Source organism: Streptomyces sp. A012304 (assembly GCF_026008495.1).
Taxonomy (GTDB): domain Bacteria; phylum Actinomycetota; class Actinomycetes; order Streptomycetales; family Streptomycetaceae; genus Streptomyces.
In genome coordinates, this window is sequence record NZ_BQUN01000182.1 from 455 (window position 1) to 20,451 (window position 19,997).

The 19,997-nt window shown below is 77.0% G+C and carries 2 protein-coding genes and 1 pseudogene; all 3 read left to right on the forward strand.

Annotated elements, in window-relative coordinates; genetic code table 11:
* Nucleotides 1–8,340: type I polyketide synthase (locus tag ALMP_RS36040; RefSeq protein ID WP_264936032.1), on the forward strand; the 8,340-nt coding region annotated here is incomplete at its 5' end.
* A complete protein-coding gene (locus ALMP_RS36055) occupies nucleotides 8,337–15,083 on the forward strand; it encodes an SDR family NAD(P)-dependent oxidoreductase (protein WP_375803585.1) in 6,747 nt (2,248 codons plus the stop codon). The genes ALMP_RS36040 and ALMP_RS36055, both read left to right, overlap by 4 nt.
* A gap of 58 nt (nucleotides 15,084–15,141) precedes the next feature.
* Nucleotides 15,142–19,935, forward strand: a pseudogene (locus ALMP_RS36060) (type I polyketide synthase); the annotation flags it as partial.
* Between the last annotated feature and the right edge of the window lie 62 nt (nucleotides 19,936–19,997).

The window sequence follows — 19,997 nt, forward strand, 5'->3', positions numbered from 1 at the left end:
CACGTCCAGGCGCTGGTCACCGGCAGTCTGCGGCGCGACCAGGGCGGGCTGGACCGGTTCCTGCTGTCCGTCGGCGAGGCCTACACGCACGGCCACGACATCACCTGGCACACCCCGCCGGCCCCACGGCCGTTCCCCGACCTGCCCACCTACCCCTTCCAACGCGACCGCTACTGGACCGACACCCCCACCGCGCCCTCCGCCGTGGACGTCCCGGACCATCCGCTGCTCGACGCGGAGACCGAACTGGCCGACTCCGGCGGCCTGTTGCTCACCGGGCGGCTGTCCCGTCGTACCCGGCCCTGGCTCGCTGATCACACCGTGGCCGGCCGGACCCTGCTGCCCGGCACCGCCCTTCTCGACCTGGCCCTGCACGCCGGAGCCCGACTGGGCTGCGCGCGACTGGCCGACCTCGCCCTGGAGGCCCCGCTGGCGCTCCCGGAGGAGGGCGCCGTCCGCGTGCAGGTGGCGGCCGGTCCGGCCGACGCGTCCGGTCGCCGCTCCCTGACCGTGCACGCCCGCCCCGACGACGGGGACGAGGACACACCGTGGACCCGGCACGCGGCCGGCACACTCGATCAACGGCCCGCCGCGGAAACCCCCGGCGCACCCGCCGGGGAATGGCCCCCGCCCGGCGCCGAACCGGTGCCCCTGGACGGCCTGTACGACACCCTCGCCGACGCGGGCTACGGGTACGGGCCCGCCTTCCAGGGCCTGCGCGCCCTGTGGCGGCGCGACGGCGAGCTGTTCGCCGAGGTCGCGCTCCCGGAGGAGGCCTCCGACGACGCCGGCCGGTTCGCCCTGCATCCCGCGCTGCTCGACGCGGCGCTGCACCCCGTCCTCCTCGCCGGGGACCCGCGGGCCGGACTCCGCCTGCCGTTCGCCTGGTCCGGCGTGACCCTCGACGCCCCCGAGGCCACCGTGCTGCGCGCCCGCCTCACCCCCGCCGGCGAGGACGCCTGCACCGTGTCGGTCACCGACCCCACGGGCCGGCCGGTGCTCAGCGCCGACAGGCTGGCGTTCCGACGGGCACACCCGGAACAGCTCGGCGCGGCCGGGGACGCCGTACGGCTCCCGCTGCACCGGGTCGAGTGGACGGCGCCCGCCGCCCCGTCGGCCGTCGCGGACGACGACTTCACGGTCGTCGGACCGCACCCGCTGGTCACCGGCGTACGGCGGATCGCCCCCGCCCATCCCGACCTGGCGGCGCTCGGTGCGGCCGTCGACGGCGGGCTGGAGCCGCCCCGGACCGTGGTCCTCGCCTGCCCACCCCCGCCCTCACTCTCACCCTCGTCGCCCTCACCCTCGTCGCCCTCGCCCTCGTCCTCGTCCGAGGACACCCCGGCGGTGTCGATGGCGGAGTCGGCGCGGGACAACGCCCGGTTCGCGCTGGCGGCGGTGCGCGGCTGGCTCGACGACACCCGGTTCGACGGGGCCCGCCTGGTCCTGGTCACCCACGACCGCCCGGAGCACGCCCCGGTGTGGGGCCTGGTGCGGGCGGCGCAGACCGAGCACCCGGGGCGCCTCGCGCTGCTGGAGACCGACGACGACGAGGCCACCGGCCGCGCGCTGCCCGGCGCGCTGGCGCTCACCGCCGACGAACCCCAACTGCGACTGCGGCGCGGGGAGATCACGGTGCCCCGCCTGACCCCGCTGCCCGCCGACGAGGCCGCCGCGTCCGAGGCGGCACCCGCGATCGACCCGGACGGCACCGTCCTGATCACCGGCGCCACCGGACTCCTCGGCGGCCTGCTGGCACAACACCTCTGCGACGCGCACGGCGCCCGCCACCTGCTGCTCGTCGGCCGCCGCGGGGCCGAGGCCGACGGCATGGCCGACCTGCTGGCCCGACTGACCGAACGCGGCGCACAGGCGACCGCGGCCGCCTGCGACGTCACCGACCGCGACGCCCTGTCCGCGCTGCTCGGCACGATCCCCGCCGAGCACCCGCTGACCGCGGTGGTGCACGCCGCCGGCGTCCTCGACGACGCACCCGTGACCGCCCTCACCGACGAACAGCTCACCCACGTCCTGGCACCCAAGATCACGGCCGCCACCCATCTGCACGACCTCACCCTCGGCGGGAGCGTCAGGACGTTCGTGCTGTTCTCGTCCGTGGCCGGCGTCCTCGGCACCGCCGGACAGGCCAACTACGCCGCCGCCAACGCCTACCTCGACGCCCTGGCCCGCCACCGCCGCGCCCAGGGACTGCCCGCCGTGTCGCTGGCCTGGGGCCTGTGGTCCGAGGACAGCGCGATGACCGGCCACCTCACCGGCTCCGACCTGCGCCGCATGGCGCGCGGCGGGGTGGGCGCCCTCGGCACCGACGAGGGACTGGCCCTGTTCGACCGGGCGCTGGCCCTCGACAGCCCGGAGACGGTGCCGGTGCGGCTGAGCCTGGCGGCGGTGCGCGAACGCGCCGCGTCCGGCCGGGCCGTGCCGCCGCTGCTGCGTGGCCTGGTGCGCGCCCCGGCCCGACGGACGGCCGGCACCACCGCGCCCGAGCCCGGGGCCGCGGCCGCCGCCGCGCCACCGGAGGAGGCCCTGCTGGAGCTGGTGCGGCAGCACGTCGCGGCCGTCCTCGGCTACCCCGCCGGGAAGCCCGTCGACAAGGACCGCACCTTCCAGGACCTGGGCCTGGACTCCCTCACCTCGGTGGAACTGCGCAACCGGCTCAACGAGGCCACCGGCCTGCGGCTGCCCGCGACCCTGCTCTTCGACCATCCCACCCCCGCCGTCCTCGCCGCCCGCCTGCGGTCCGAGTACGGCGGCACGGACCCCGCACCCTCCGGCGACGGCGGGAAATACGCCCCCGCCCCGGCCGACGAGCCGATCGCGATCGTCGGCATGAGCTGCCGTTACCCCGGCGGCGTCCGCTCCCCGGAGGACCTGTGGCGGCTCGTCGCGGACGGCCGGGACGCCATCGGTGACTTCCCCGAGGACCGAGGCTGGGACCTCGGCGCGCTGTACCACCCTGACCCGGCCCACCGGGGCACGTTCTACGCCTCGGCCGCCGGCTTCCTCGACGGCGCCGACGCGGCCGGGTTCGACGCCGAGTTCTTCGGTATCTCCCCGCGCGAGGCACTGGCGATGGACCCCCAGCAGCGGATGCTCCTGGAGATCGCCTGGGAGGCGGTCGAGCGGGCCGGCCTCGACCCGCACGGCCTCAAGGGAACCACCACGGGCGTCTTCGTCGGCGCCATGGCCTCCGACTACGCGACCGCCACCACGTCCCGGGACGAGGGCGTGGAGGGTTATGCCCTCACCGGCACCAGCGGCAGCGTGCTGTCCGGGCGCCTCGCCTACACCCTCGGACTGGAGGGGCCCGCCGTCACCGTCGACACCGCCTGCTCGTCCTCGCTCGTCGCCCTGCACCTCGCCGCGCAGGCGCTGCGCCGCGGTGAGTGCTCGCTCGCCCTGGCCGGCGGGGTGACGATCATGGCGTCGCCGCGCACCTTCGTCGAGTTCAGCCGGCAGCGCGGCCTCGCGGCCGACGGCCGCTGCAAGTCCTTCGCCGAGGCCGCCGACGGCACGGGCTGGGCCGAGGGCGCCGGAGTCCTGCTGCTGGAGCGGCTCTCCGACGCCCGCCGCCTCGGACACCGGGTGCTCGCGGTCGTCAAGGGCTCCGCCGTCAACCAGGACGGCGCCAGCAACGGCCTGACCGCCCCCAACGGGCCGTCCCAGCAGCGCGTGATCCAGGACGCGCTGCACGACGCCGGCCTGGGCGCGGCCGACGTGGACGCCGTCGAGGCCCACGGCACCGGAACCCGGCTCGGCGACCCGATCGAGGCGCAGGCGATCCTCGCCACCTACGGGCAGCGACGGGCCGACCGTCCGCTGTGGCTCGGCTCGCTGAAGTCGAACATCGGCCACGCGCAGGCCGCCGCCGGCGTCGGCGGTGTCATCAAGACGGTGATGGCGATGCGCCACGGCATCCTGCCGAAGACCCTGCACGTCGACCGTCCCACCACCCACGTGGACTGGAACGCCGGCGCCGTGGAACTGCTCACCGACCACACTCCCTGGCCCGACACCGGGCGTGCCCGCCGGGCCGGCGTCTCCTCCTTCGGCATCAGCGGCACCAACGCCCACGTCGTCCTCGAACAGGACACCGGCGAGCCCGCCCCGGCCCCGGCCCCGCCGGCCCCCGCCGTCGTGCCGTGGACGCTGTCCGCCGCGACCCCGCAGGCGCTGCGCGAACAGGCCGCGCGGCTGGGCGAGTTCGTACGCTCCCGCCCCGACGCCGACCCGACGGCCGTGGCCCGCGCCCTGGCCCTCACCCGCGCCCGGTTCGCCCACCGCGCGGTCGTCACCGGCGGCGGCCGCGACGAACTCCTCGCCGGGCTCGACGCCCTCGCCGCGCACGGCCCGGACCACGACGCGCCGCCCGCCGCGGCCGAACCCCGCGTCGCCTTCCTGTTCACCGGACAGGGCGCACAGCACCAGGGCATGGGCCGTGACCTGTACGAGCGGCACCAGGTGTTCGCGGACGCCCTCGACGAGGTGTGCGCCGAGCTCGACCGGTGGCTGCCCGCCCCGCTGCTGCCCGTCCTCCTCGGCACCGCGGGCCCCGAACGGGCCGCCGACCTCGACCGCACACGGTTCACCCAGCCCGCGCTGTTCGCCTACGAGGTCGCCCTCTGCCGCCTCCTGGAGGAGTGGGGCCTGCGCCCGGACCACGTGGCCGGCCACTCGGTCGGGGAACTGGCGGCCGCGCACATCGCCGGCGTGCTCTCCCTGCCCGACGCCGCCCGGCTGGTCACGGCCCGCGGCGAGCTGATGCAGGCCCTGCCCGCCCGCGGCGCCATGGTCGCCCTCCAGCTCCCGGAGGACGAGGTCCTGCCGCTGCTGGAGAACCGGGCCCACGCCGTGTCCGTCGCCGCCGTCAACGGGCCGTCGTCCGTCGTCGTCGCGGGCGACCAGGACGCCGTACTGGAGATCGCCGAACAGGTCCGCGCCCGGGGCGCCAAGACCCGGCGGCTGCGGGTCAGCCACGCCTTCCACTCCCCGCACATGGACGCCGTCCTCGACGACTTCCGCGCCGTGGCCGAGCACCTCGGCTTCGACGCCCCGCGGCTGCCGTTCGTGTCCGCCGTCACCGGCGCGGCCGCGGCCGAGGACATCGCCGACCCCGCCTACTGGGTCCGCCACGCCCGTGCCGCGGTCCGCTTCCGCGATGCCGTCGACACCCTCGCCGACCTGGGCACCACGCTGTTCGTCGAGGTGGGTCCCGACGGGGTCCTGACCGCCATGGCCCAGGAGACCCTCGCCGCGCGGTCCATGGACCTCGCGTGCGTGCCCGCGCAGCGCAAGGACCGCCCGCAGCTCCGCACCCTCGTCGACGCCCTCGGCCGGGCCTGGGCGCACGGCGCGCCCGTCGACTTCGGCGGCCTCCTCGGACGGCTGCCCGCCCACCGGGACGCCGCCGACCTGCCGACGTACCCCTTCCGGCACCGGCGCTACTGGCTGGCGGCCGACGACGACCACGCCGCGCTCCCCGCCGCCGGACTGGAGCCGGGCGGACACCCGCTGCTGCACGCCGCGCTGTCCCCGGCCGGCTCCGCCACGACCGTCTTCACCGGACGGCTCTCGCTCGCCCGGCAGCCGTGGCTCGGCGACCACACCGTCCTGGGCACCGCCGTGGTGCCGGGCGCGGTGCTGCTGGAACTCGCCCTGCACGCCGGCGAGCGCACCGGCTGCCCGCAGGTCGCGGAGTTCGTCCTGGAGGCGCCCCTGACCCTGCCCGACCGGGGCACCACCGCGCTCCAGGTGGTGGCCGGCGCACCGGACGCCACCTCGGGCAGCCGGGAGATCGGCGTGTACGCCCGCCCCGCCGAGGGCGAGGACCTGCCCTGGACCCGGCACGCCACCGGCACCCTGAGCCCGGACGGCACCCCGCCGAGCTGCCCCGACCTCCAGGTCTGGCCGCCCCACGGCGCGCGTGACGTACCGCTCGACGGGCTGTACGAACGGCTCGCGGACGCCGGCTTCGGCTACGGGCCCGCCTTCGCCGGGCTGCGACGCGCCTGGCGGCGCGGCGAGGAGACGTTCGCCGAGGTCGCGCTCCCCGAACGCCCGGACACCGCCGGAGCGTTCCGGCTGTGGCCGCCCCTGGTGGACGCCGCGCTGAACGCGGTGAAGCTCGACGGCGGGGACGACGGACGCCTGCCGTTCGCCTTCTCCGGGGCCCGGCTGCACCCGACCGGCGCCGACGCCCTGCGGGTGCGGGTCGTGGCCGACGGCACGGGCGGTCACCGCGTCGAGGCGGCCGATCCCGACGGCCGGCCCGTCCTCGTCGTCGACCGGCTCGGCCTGCGCGGCATCCCGGCCGACGCCCTGCGGCGCGCCCTGAGCGGCCCCCAGGCCCCGCACCGCCTGGAGTGGACCGCCGCCCCGGCGCCCGACGGCTCCCGGCCCGCACCCCGTGCCGTCGCCGTCGTCGACGGCGGCACCCCGCCGGTCGCCCTGCCGCCGCGGACACCCCGCCACCACGATCTGGCGGCCCTGCGTGCCGCGGTCGACGCCGGCACCCCCGTCCCGGACACCGTGGTGCTCACCGCCCCCGCCCCCGACGGCACGGCCGTCACCGCGGAGAGCGTCCTGAACGCCGTGACCCGCGTCCTCGGCGACGTGCAGACCTGGCTCGCCGACGAGCGCTTCGCCGACACCCACCTCGTCCTGCTGACCCGTCGGGCAGTCGTCCTGCCGGGCGACACCGGGCCCGCCGACCTGGCCCAGGCCGCCATATGGGGCCTGATGCGCACCGCGCAGACGGAGAACCCGGGCCGCTTCACTCTCCTGGACACCACCGACGCCACCGACGCCACCGACGCCACCGACTCCACGGACGCCACGGACACCGACGGGACGCTGGAACGCGCCCTGCTGTGCGGCGAACCGCAGCTGGCGGCCCGCCGGGGCGCCCTGCACGTGCCGCGCGTCACCCGGGGCCCGCTCGGGCGGGGCGACGACGGCTCACCGTTCGACGGCACCGGCACGGTCCTGCTGACCGGCGCGACCGGTGCCCTGGGCCGACTCGTCGCCCGCCACCTGGTCACCGCGCACGGCGTGCGCGACCTGCTCCTGGTCAGCCGCAGCGGCCCGACAGCCCCCGGCGCCCCGGAACTCACGGAGGAACTGGCCGCCCTCGGCGCCCGCGCCGAGCTGGTCGCCGCCGACCTGGCGGACCGCGCCCAGCTCGACGCGGTCCTCGCCGCCGTGCCCGCCGACCGGCCGCTGCGGGCCGTCGTCCACGCCGCCGGCGTCCTCGACGACGGGGTCGTGCCGTCGCTGACACCGCGGCGGATACGGACGGTGTTCCGGGCCAAGGTCGACGCGGCGCTCCATCTGCACCAGGCGACCAGGGACCTCGACCTCACGGCCTTCGTCCTGTTCTCCTCGGCCGCCGGCACCCTCGGCACGGCGGGACAGGCCAACTACGCCGCCGCCAACGCCTTCCTGGACGCCCTGGCCCACGCCCGCGCGGCCGAGGGGCTGCCCGCCACCTCGCTCGCCTGGGGCCTGTGGGACACCGACGACGGCATGACGGCCGACCTCGACGACACCGGACGGCGCCGCCTGGCCCGGACCGGCGTCGCCGCGCTGACGGTGCCCCAGGCGCTCGCCCTGTTCGACGCCGCCTGCGCCGGCCCCAATCCGGTCGCCCTGCCCCTACGGCTCGACCTGCCGGCGCTGCGGGCGCGCGGCGCGGACGTACCCGCCGTACTGCGCTCCCTGGTCCCGCCGCCCACCGAGGCGGCCCCGCAACGGGCCGACGCCCCGGCCGAGGAGTCGCTCACCGACCGCCTGGCGCGGCTGTCCCCGGCCGACCGCGCCGCGGAGCTGCTGTCCTTCGTGCGCGCGCAGACGGCAGCCGTCCTCGGCTTCGCCGGCGGACGGGCGGTGCCGGCCGACCGGGGATTCCTGGAACTCGGCTTCGACTCGCTGACCGCCGTCGAGTTCCGCAACCGCGTCAACCGCCTCACCGGACTGTCCCTGCCGCCCACCGTCCTCTTCGACCACCCCGAACCGCGGCTGCTCGCGCTACGGCTCGACGAGGAGATCGGCGCCGGAACGGCCCGCCCGGCGGCGGACGGTGCCACGGCCCCCGCCCGCCCCGACGACCTGGACGGCCTGGAGCGCTGGATCGACACGGCGCTCGCCGACGACTCCGCCCGCGACCTGGTCCTGCGGCGCCTGCGCCGGATCCTGGACCGCGCGGCCCCCACCGCCCCGGACCGGGCGGGCGGGGCGGACGGCGACCTCACGGACCGTCTCGACACCGCCGACGACGACGAGATCTTCGACCTCATCGACAACGACCTCGGGGTCTCCTCATGAGCCCCGCAGCATCCGAGCCGACCGCAGCCTTCCGTGCGAGGAGTGAACCCCCCATGGGGAACGAGGAGAAACTTCGCGGTTACCTGAAGAGGGTGACGGCAGACCTGCAGCGCACCCGCCGCCGGCTGGAGGAGGCCGAGGAACAGGCACACGAGCCCGTCGCCGTCGTGGCGATGGCCTGCCGCTACCCCGGTGGCGTCACCTCCCCGGAGGAACTGTGGGACCTGGTGGCCGACGGCCGGGACGCCGTCTCGGAGTTCCCCGCCAACCGGGGCTGGGACGTGGACGCCCTCTACGATCCCGACCCCGAGGCGACCGGCCGCAGCTACACCCGGTTCGGCGGCTTCCTGCACGACGCCGACCTGTTCGACGCCGCGCACTTCGGCATGAACCCGAGGGAGGCGACGGCCACCGACCCCCAGCAGCGCGTCCTGCTGGAGATCTGCTGGGAGGCGCTGGAGCGGGCCGGTATCGGCGTGAAGGACGTCAAGGGCAGCGACACCGGCACCTTCGTCGGCGTCATGTACGACGACTACGGCTCCCGGCTGCACACCGTCCCCGCCGAGTTCGAGGGGTACGTGGGCAGCGGCTCCGCCCCGTCCGTCGCCTCCGGCCGGATCGCCTACACCTTCGGCCTCCAGGGGCCCGCCGTCACGGTCGACACCGCCTGCTCGTCCTCCCTCGTCGCCCTGCACATGGCCGTCCAGTCGCTGCGCCGGCGCGAGTGCTCGCTCGCCCTGGCCGGCGGAGTGACGATCATGGCGTCGCCGCGCACCTTCGTGGAGTTCAGCCGACAGCGCGGCCTGGCACCGGACGGCCGCTGCAAGCCGTTCTCCGCCGACGCCGACGGCACCGGCTGGTCCGAGGGGGCCGGCGTCCTGCTGCTGGAGCGTCTCTCCGACGCCGAGCGCGCCGGGCACCCCGTCCTCGCCGTCCTCACCGGCTCCGCCGTCAACCAGGACGGCGCGAGCAGCCGCCTCACCGCACCCCACGGGCCCTCCCAGCAGCGGGTGATCCGGCAGGCGCTGCGGGCCGCCCGGCTCGACCCGGCCGACGTCGACCTCGTCGAGGCCCACGGCACCGGCACGGCCCTCGGCGACCCGATCGAGGCCCAGGCCCTCCAGGCCGTCTACGGCGCCGGCCGCGACGCCGGGCGGCCGCTGTGGCTGGGCGCGGTGAAGTCCAACCTCGGCCACACCCAGGCCGCGGCCGGCGCCGCCGGCGTCATCAAGACGGTCATGGCGATCCGGCACGCCACCCTGCCGCGGACCCTGCACGCCGAGCGCCCCCTGGACAGCGTCGACTGGGCGTCCGGCGGAGTGTCCCTGCTCACCGGCAACCGGCCCTGGACGACCGACGGAGCACCCCGGCGGGCGGCCGTGTCCTCCTTCGGCATCAGCGGCACCAACGCCCACGTCGTCGTCGAGCAGTACACCCCCGCCGAGCCGGTCGCGACCACCGGCCCCGTGGCCCCCGCCGAGCCGGGCTCGGTCACCGGCCCTGTGGCCCCCGCCGAGCCGGTCGCGACCACCGGTCCTGTGGCCCCCGCCGAGCCGGGCTCGGTTGTCGTACGCCCGGCCCCCGCCGAGCCGGCCCCGGCCGCCGCCCGCCCGCCCGTGGTCCCCTTGCTGGTCTCCGCCCGCGGCAAGGACGCGCTCGGCGCGCTGGCCGGGCGGCTGTTGCCGCTGCTCGACGGAGCCGACGAGGCCTCAGCGGCGAGCCTCGCCCACGCACTGGCCACCGGCCGCTCCCACTTCGAGCACCGGGCCGTCGCCGTGGGCGCGGACCTGCCCGCGCTGACCCGCGCGCTGACCGCCCTGGCCCACGGCGAGGAGGACCCCGGCCTGGTCCGCGACGTGGCCGAGACCGGCCGCCGGACCGTGTTCGTCTTCCCCGGCCAGGGCTCGCAGTGGGCCGGCATGGCCGCGGAACTCGCCGACACCGACGAGGAGTTCGCCGCCTCCCTGCGGCGATGCGCCGACGCGCTGCGCCCGTACACCGACTGGGACCTGCTCGCCGTCCTGCGCGGCGAACCCGACGCGCCGTCCCTGGAACGCGTCGACGTCGTGCAGCCCGCGCTGTTCGCGGTGATGGTGTCCCTCGCCGAACTGTGGCGCGCGCACGGCGTGCGCCCCGCCGCCGTGATCGGCCACAGCCAGGGCGAGATCGCCGCCGCCTGCGTGGCCGGCGCCCTGTCCCTCGACGACGCCGCCCGTGTCGTCGCCCTGCGCTCCCGGGCCCTGGCCGGGCTGTCCGGCACCGGCGGCATGCTGTCCGTGGCCCTGCCCGCGGCGGAGGTGACCCGGCTGCTGCCCCGCTGGGAGGGCCGGATCGGCGTCGCGGCGGTCAACGGCCCCCGCTCCACGGTCGTCTCCGGCGACCGGGCCGCCCTGGAGGAACTCCGCTCCCACTACGACACCGAAGGCGTCCGCGCCCGTATGGTCCCGGTCGACTACGCCTCCCACTCCGACCACGTCGAAGGCCTGCGCGAGGAGCTGACCCGGGCGCTGGACGGCCTGCGGCCCCGCCCCGCCGACACGGTGTTCTGCTCCACGGTCACCGGCGGCCCCCTCGACACGGCCCTCCTCGACACCGACTACTGGTTCCGCAACCTGCGCCGACCCGTGCGGCTCGAACAGGCGGTGCGCGCCCTGCTGGACCAGGAGTACGACTGCTTCGTCGAGATCAGCCCCCACCCGGTCCTCACCATCGGCCTGGAGGAGACGATCGGCGACCACGGCGCACGCGCCGTCGTCCTGGAGTCGCTGCGCCGCGACGACGGCGGACCGCGCCGCTTCCTGACCTCCCTGGCCCGGGCCCACACCGCCGGCGTCGACGTCGACTGGACGCCGGCGCTCCCGGACACCGACGCGCCGCGCCCCCAACTGCCCACCTACCCCTTCCAGCGCCGCCGCCACTGGATCGACGCCGTCGAGCCGGCGGCCGGCGCCGCCCGGCTCGGCCTGGCCGACACCGCGCACGACCTGCTCGGCGCCTCCGTCCGGCTCGCCGCACGCGGCGAACTCCTGCTCACCGGGGCGGTCGGACCCGACACCCACCCCTGGCTGCGCGACCACCGGGTGGCCGGCACGGTCCTCGTCCCCGGCGCCGCGCTGGTGGACATCGCCCTGCACGCCGCCGCGCTCGTCGGCGCCCCCCACCTCGCCACCCTGGACCTCCTCACCCCGCTGCGCCTCCCCGACACCGGGGTACGCCTCCAGGCGGTGGTCGGCGCACCGGACACCGACGGCGCACGGACCGTGGAGATCCACTCCACCCCGAAGGACGCCGCCGAGGACGGCCCGTGGACGCACCACGCCACCGCGACCCTGGCCACCACGCCACCACCGGCCCAGGACACCGCCGTGCGGCCGCCCGCGGACGCCGTACCCGTCGACCTCACCGGCCACTACCCGGCGCTCGCCGAACGCGGCTACGACTACGGGCCCGCCTTCCGCGGTCTGCGCGCCGCCTGGCGGCACGGCGACGAGGTCTACGCGGAGGTCGAACTCGGCGAGGAACAGCGCGCGCGGGCCGACGCCTTCACGGTCCATCCGGCGCTGCTCGACGCCGCCCTGCACGCCGTCGCGTTCCTCCAGCGGGACGACGAACCGGCCCTGCAACTGCCCTTCTCCTGGAGCGGAGTCTCCCTGTGGGCGACGGGCGCGACCCGGCTCACCGCCCGCCTGACCCGCCTCGCCGCCGGCACCTACCGCCTCGAACTCGCCGACTCCGCCGGCCTCGTGGCCACCGTCGAGTCCCTGGCCCTGCGACCCGCCCCGACCGGCCTCGCCGCGCCGCACGGCACCGAGCCCGACCACCTCTACCGGGTCACCTGGCTCCCGGCCCCGACCGGCGTCCCGCACCCGGACCCGGAGACGTACGCCGTGCTCGGCGCCAACGTGCCGGCCGCATCCGCCACCCCGCACACCGGCCCCGTCCGGTACGCCGACTGGGACACCCTGCGGTCCGCGCTCGACACGGGCACACCCGCCCCCCGGATCGTCCTGGCGGACCTCACCGACCGGGAACCCGGCGCCGCTCCCGCCGAGGCCGCGCGCCGGGCGGTCCTGAGCGCCCTCTCCCTCGCCCGCGCCTGGCAGACGGACGACCGGCTCGCCGCGTCCCGGCTGGTGTTCCTGACCCGGGACGCCGTGGCCACCACCACCGGAGGCACGGCACCCGACCCGGCGCAGGCGGCCGTGTGGGGGCTGGTGCGCTCCGCGCAGGCGGAGGACCAGGGCCGGTTCGGGCTGCTCGACACCGACGGCCACGACGCCTCCTGGCCCGCCCTCCCGACGGCCCTGACCGCCGACGAACCGCAACTCGCCGTGCGCGAGGGCAGGTTGCTGGCGCCGCGGCTGGCCCGGGCCGGCGCCGACCACGACGGCGGGCTGCGGCTCCCGGCCGACGGCACGCCCTGGCGGCTGGACTTCGCCGGGCGCCGCACCCTGGAGGACCTCGCGGTGGTGGCGGCCCCCGAGGCCACGGCACCCCTCGCCGCCGGGCAGGTGCGGGTGCGGATGCGGGCCGCCGGCGTCAACTTCCGCGACGTCCTGATGACCCTCGGCATGGTCCCGCCGACCGCCGGACTGCCCGGCGGCGAAGGCGCCGGCATCGTCACGGAGATCGGCGAGGGCGTCACCGGACTGGTACCGGGCGACCGCGTCATGGGCCTGTTCTCCGGCGGGATCGGCCCGGTCACCGTGGCCGACGCCCGGCTCGTCACCCGCGTCCCCGCCACCCTGACCCTCGCCCAGGCGGCGGCCGTCCCCGTGGCCTATCTGACCGCCTACTACGGCCTGGCCGACCTCGCGGGACTGACCGCCGGGGAGTCCGTGCTCGTCCACACCGCCGCGGGCGCCGTCGGACACGCCGCCGTCCAGCTCGCCCGGCACTGGGGCGCGGACGTCCACGCCACCGCGAGCCCGGCGAAATGGGAGGCGGTGCGCGCACTCGGCGTCGACCCCGACCGGATCGCCTCCTCCCGCACCCTGGACTTCGAAGCCGACCTGCTCAAGCGGACCGAGGGCCGCGGCGTCGACGTCGTCCTGAACTCCCTGGCCCGCGAGTTCGTCGACGCCTCGCTGCGACTGCTGCCCCGGGGCGGCCGGTTCGTCGAGATGGGCAAGACCGACATCCGCGACGCCGAGGAGATCGCCGCGTCCTGCCCCGGGGTGCGCTACCGCGCCTTCGACCTCGGCGAGGCCGGCCCCGACCGCATCCGGCAGATGCTCGACGAGATCGCCGCGCTCTTCGACCGAGGGACGCTCACCCCCATGCCGGTGGCCGCCTGGGACGTCCGGCACGCGCCGGACGCCTTCCGCCACCTCAGCCAGGGCCACAACGTCGGCAAGGTGGTCCTCACCCTGCCCGCGCCCCCGCGCCCCGACGGCACCGTCCTCGTCACCGGCGCCCTCGGCACCCTCGGCGGCCATGTCGCACGGCACCTGGTGACGGAGCACGGCGCACGACGGCTGCTGCTGCTCGGCCGCCGCGGCCCCGACACCCCGTCGGCCGCGGCCCTGCGCGACGAACTGACCGCTCTGGGCGCCCAGGTGGACGTCGTGGCCTGCGACACCGCCGACCGCTCGGCGCTCGCCGGGGCCCTGGCGTCGATCCCGCCGGAGCACCCGCTGGTGGCCGTCGTCCACGCGGCCGGCGTGCTGGACGACGCGGCCCTCGCCTCGCTCACCGAGGAGCGGATCGACCGGGTGTTCCGGCCCAAGGCCGACGCCGCCACCCACCTCGACGACCTCACCCGCGGCCTCGACCTGGACGCCTTCGTGCTGTTCTCCTCCGCGGCCGGCGTGCTGGGCGGCGCCGGACAGGCCAACTACGCGGCGGCCAACGCCTTCCTCGACGCCCTCGCCGCCCGCCGCCGGGCGGCGGGAGCGCCCGCCGTGTCCCTGGCCTGGGGCCTGTGGGCGGAACGCAGCGGCATGACCGGCCACCTGGCGGACGGCGACCTGGCCCGGCTGCGCCGCGCCGGAGTGCTGCCCCTGACCACGCAGACCGGCCTGGCCCTGTTCGACACGGCGCTCACCGGCGCCGACGCCCTCCTGGTGCCCACCCGGCTGGACCTCGCGGCGCTGCGCGGCTGCGCCGCCGGCGCACTGCCGACGCCCCTGTTGCGGTCGCTGGCCGGGGCACCGGCCGCCCGCCGCGCCGTGGCCGGCCCGGCCGCCGCCACCGACGGCACCGAGCCGCTGGCCGACCGCCTGGCCCGGATGACCGCGGCGGAGCGGGTCCGCACCCTGCACCAGCTGGTCCGCACCCAGGTCGCCGCCGCCCTCGGGCACACCTCCGCCGAGTCCGTCGACCCCGACGCCACCTTCAAGGAGGCCGGCTTCGACTCCCTCACCGGCGTCGAACTGCGCAACCGGCTCGGCGCGGCGACCGGACTGCGCCTGCCCGCCACCCTCGTCTTCGACGAGCCGACCCCGACGGCCCTCGTCGACCACCTGCTCGCCCGCCTCGCCCCCACGACGCCCGGCGGCGCGCGGCAGCAGGCCCCGGCCGGCCCGTCCCTGACCGAGGAGATCGACCGGCTCGCCCGACTGCTGCTGACCGCACCCCCCGGCAGGGACGACGGCGCCGTCGCCGTACGGCTGCGCGGACTGGTCGCCCAGTGGGACGGCCGGGACGGCGCCGGGGCGGACCGGGAGGAGCCGGCGGACCTGGCGGACGCCGACGACGAGGCCCTCTTCGACGTCCTCGACGGCGAACTCGGCCTCACCTGAGCGGCCCCCGGCCCGCACCTCGCCCACCCCTCCCCTTTCGCACGAGGAGTTGACAGCAGTGTCCAGCGAGCACAAGCTCCGCGACTACCTGAAGCGGGCCACCGCCGACCTGCGCCAGGCCCGGCGGGAACTGGCGGAGGCCGCCGCCCGCGAACGGGAGCCGATCGCCGTCGTCGGCATGGGCTGCCGCTTCCCCGGCGGCGTCAGCACCCCCGAGGAGCTGTGGCGCCTGGTCGACGAGGGCCGGGACGCCATCGGCCCGTTCCCCGGCAACCGGGGCTGGGACCCCGACGGACGGTACGACCCCGACCCCGAGGCCCCGGGCCGCAGCTACGTCCGCGAGGGCGGCTTCCTCCACGACGCCGACCACTTCGACGCCGAACTGTTCGGCATCTCCCCGCGCGAGGCCGCCGCCATGGACCCGCAGCAACGGCTGCTGCTGGAGACCTCCTGGGAGGCCGTCGAACGGGCCGGCGTCGACCCGCGCTCCCTGCGCGGCACCCGCACCGGCGTCTACTTCGGCGTGATCGCCCAGGAGTACGGCCCCGCCCTCCAGGACGCCGACGCCCACCTGGGCGGCCATCTGCTCACCGGCACCACCAGCAGCGTCGCCTCCGGGCGCGTGGCCTACGTGCTCGGCCTGGAAGGCGCGGCGCTGACGGTCGACACGGCCTGCTCGTCCTCCCTGGTCGCCCTCCACCTGGCCGTACGGTCGCTGCGGCGCGGCGAGTGCGACATGGCGCTGGTCGGCGGTGCCTCGGTGATGCCGACACCCGGCGCCTTCGTCGAACTCAGCAGGCAGCGCGCGCTGTCCCCGAGCGGCCGCTGCCGGGCCTTCGCCGCGAGCGCCGACGGCACCGGCTGGGGCGAGGGCGTCGGCGTCCTCCTCGTCGAACGCCTCACGGACGCCCGGCGCCTCGGCCACCCAGTGCTCGCCGTCGTGCGCGGCTCCGCCACCAACCAGGACGGCGCGACCAACGGGCTCAGCGCGCCCAGCGGACCGGCCCAGGAACGGGTGATCCGGCAGGCGCTGAGCGACGCCTGGCTGACCCCCGACCAGATCGACGCCGTCGAGGCGCACGGCACCGGAACCGAACTCGGCGACCCCATCGAGGCGCAGGCCCTGCTGAACGCCTACGGGACCGGCCGCGGCCCCGGACAGCCGCTGTGGCTCGGCTCGTTGAAGTCGAACATCGGCCACACCCAGGCCGCCGCGGGCGTCGCCTCCCTCATCAAGCTGGTGATGGCGATGCGGCACGGCGTCCTGCCGCGCACCCTGCACGTCGACGCGCCGTCCCCGCACGTCGACTGGTCGTCCGGCACCGTGCGCCTGCTGACGGAGCCGGTCGACTGGCCCGCGGGGGAGCGGCCCCGGCGGGCCGGCGTCTCCTCGTTCGGCATCAGCGGCACCAACGCCCACGTCATCCTCGAAGAGGCCCCGGCCACCGAGCCGGACACCCCGCCCGCCGCCCGCGACGACCGGCCCGCCACCGTGGTCGTGCCGCTCTCCGGCGCCGGCGAGGAGGCGCTGCGCGCCCAGGCCCGCAGACTCGCCGACCACGTCCGGGCGCACCCCGGCGTTGCGCTCGCCGACCTGGCGTACTCCGCGGCGACCGCACGAGCCGCCCTGCCCCACCGCGCCGCCGTCGTCGCCGCCGACACCGCCGAACTCCTCGACGGGCTCGCGGCGCTGGAGGCCGGGGCCGAGCTGCCGTCGCTGGTGCGCGGCCTGCCGGGCAGCGACCCCCGCCCCGTGTTCGTCTTCCCCGGGCAGGGCTCCCAGTGGCCCGGCATGGCGGCGCCTCTGCTGGCCGACTGCCCGGCCTTCCGGCAGGAGGCCGAGGCGTGCGCCGAGGCACTGGCCCCCCACCTCGACTGGTCCCTGCCCGGCCTGCTGCGCGACGCACCGGACGCACCGCCCATCGACCGGGCGGACGTCGTCCAGCCGCTGCTGTTCACCGTGATGGTCTCCCTCGCCGCCGCCTGGCGGTCGTACGGGGTCGAGCCGTCGGCCGTGGTCGGCCACTCCCAGGGCGAGATCGCCGCCGCCTACGTGGCCGGCGCGCTGAGCCTGCCGGACGCGGCGCGGCTGATCGCCGTACGCAGCCGGCTGTGGGCCCGCCTCGCCGGGAAGGGCGGCATGGTCTCCGTCCTCGCCCCCGCCGACCGGGTCAGGCAGTGGCTGCGGCCGTGGTCCGACCGGCTCGCCGTCGCCGCCGTGAACGCCCCGGCCACCGTGACCGTGGCCGGCGACCCGCAGGCGCTCGGCGAGTTCGGCGTCCGCCTGTCGGAGCTGGGCGTCCTGCGCTGGCCGATCCCCGGCGTGGACTTCGCCTCGCACTCGCCCCAGGTCGACGCCCTGCGCGGGGCCCTGCTCGACGAGCTGGGCGAGATCCGCCCCAAGAGCGCCGACACACCCTTCTTCTCCACGCTGACCGGCGGCCCGCTCGACACCGCGGGACTCGACACCGACTACTGGTTCCGCAACATGCGCGAGCCGGTGGAGTTCGAACGCGCCACCCGCGAACTCCTCGCCCACGGCCACCGCTCGTTCGCCGAGATGAGCCCGCACCCGCTGCTGACCCCCTCGGTGGAGGAGACGGCCGAGGACGAGGGCGCCGACGTCGTCACCGTCGGCTCCCTGCGCCGCGAGCACGGCGGCCCGCGCCGACTGCTGCTGTCGGTGGCCGAGGCCTGGACCCGGGGCATCACCCCCGACTGGCGCGCGCTGCCCGGCGGCGCCTTGGCCCGCCGCGTGGAGCTGCCCACCTACGCCTTCCGGCGCACCCGGTTCTGGGCCGCCCCCGCGACCGCCGGCCCGAAGCCCGCGACCGACGACCCCGCGGCGTCCGCCTTCTGGGACGCCGTGGAGAACACGGACCTGGAGTCGCTGGCCCGTCTGCTCGACGTGACCGGCGACGACCACCTCACCGGACCGCTGCGCACCGTGCTGCCCGCCCTGGCCTCCTGGCGCGGCCGGCAGCGCGAGAGCGCCCTGCTGGACGCGTGGCGCTACCGCGTCACCTGGACCGCCGTGCCGGAGCCGCAGGCGGCGCTCACCGGGACCTGGCTGGTCGTCACCCCCGCCGACCACCCCGACGACACGACGGCCGACGGCGTGCTGGACGCCCTGACCACCGGCGGCGCCCGGGTGGTGCGGGTGCCGGTGGACGCGGCGCGCGAGGGACGCGCCGGCCTCGCGGCCCGGCTGGCCGACGCGTCGGACGGCACCGAGGTCGCCGGAGTGCTGTCGCTGCTCGCCCTCGACGAGCGGCCCGCCGACGACTCCCCGGCGGTGCCCGCCGGGCTCGCCGCCACCCACGCCCTCGCCCAGGCCCTGGGCGACATACGCCTCGACGCCCCGCTGTGGTGCGTGACCAGCGGGGCCGTCGCACTCCCCGGCGACCAGGACGCCTCCCCCCGGCAGGCCCAGATCTGGGGACTGGGCAGGGTCGTCGCCCTGGAGCACCCGACGCGCTGGGGCGGTCTGGTCGACCTGCGCGACCCGTTCGACGACACCGCGCGGCGCCGCCTGCGCGCCACCCTGACCGGCGCCGACGGCGAGGACCAGGTCGTCGTCTCCGCCCACGGGCGATGGGCCCGCAGGCTCACCGCCGCACCGCTCGACGGCCGCGCCGCCGCACGGCCCTGGCAGCCGCGCGGCACCGCCCTGGTCACCGGAGGCACCGGCGCCGCCGGCGCGCACGTCGCCCGCTGGCTCGCCCGCGAAGGAGCCGAGCACCTCGTCCTCGTCACCCGCCGAGGGGACCGCGCGCCGGGCGCGGCCGACCTGCGGCGGGAACTGGAGGCGGCGGGCGCCCGGGTCACCCTGGCCGCCTGCGACATCGCCGACCCCGAGGCCGTCGCGGACCTCGTGGCCCGGGTGACGGCCGACGGACCGGCCATCCGCACGGTCGTCCACGCGGCGGGCGTCGGCCAGTTCACCCCGCTCGACGACACCACCCCGCAGGACGTCGCCGCCGTCCTCGCCGCCAAGGCGGCGGGCGCCGACAACCTGGCCGCCGCCGTGGACACCGGCTCGCTGGACGCGTTCGTCGTGTTCTCCTCCGTCGCCGCGGTCTGGGGCGGCGGCAACCAGGGCGCGTACGCGGCCGCCAACGCGCACCTGGACGGCTTCGCCGAGCACCACCGGGCCCGCGGGGTGCCCGTGACGTCGGTGTCCTGGGGCGCCTGGGACGGCGGCGGCATGGCGTCGCACGAGGTGATGGAGCAGGTGCTGCGCCGCAACGGGCTGCGGAAGATGGCCCCGGAGCGGGCGGTCGCCGCGCTGCGGCAGGCCGTCGAGCACGACGAGACGTGCGTGGTCGTCAGCGACATGGACTGGGAGGCGTTCGCACCGGGCTTCACCGCCGCACGGCCCAGCCCCCTGCTCGCCGACCTCCCCGCCGTGCGCGAGGCCCTGGGCGCCGACACCGCCGAGGAGACCGCCGCCGACTCGTCCCTGCGGGACACCCTGCTGACGCTCCCCGACGCCGACCGCGACCGGCTGCTGCTGGAGACCGTCACCGCGCAGGTCGCGGGCGCCCTCGGGCACGCCGGCACCGACCGCGTCGAGGCGGGAAGGGCGTTCCGGGAACTCGGCATCGACTCGCTCACCGCCGTGGAGCTGCGCAACCGGCTGCGCAGGGCGACCGGCCTGCCACTGCCCACCACCGTCGTCTTCGACCACCCCACACCCCGGCGGCTCGCCCAGCACCTCGGCGAACTCCTGCTGCCCGGGACCGCCCCCGCACCGGACCGGCCCGCCGGCCCGGACCAGGACGGGGCGTCCCTCGGCGCGATGGACGCCGAGGACCTGATCGCGATGGCGTACCGGAGCTCCGGCTCATGACCCGGGACACGCGCAGGGACCCATCGACGAACGACCGGAACCCCCCAGATGCCCAGCATCCC

Bases quoted from the DNA above. Each gene is read 5' to 3' on its own strand.
- ALMP_RS36055 (WP_375803585.1), top strand. From the start codon at position 8,337: ATGAGCCCCGCAGCATCCGAGCCGACCGCAGCCTTCCGTGCGAGGAGT.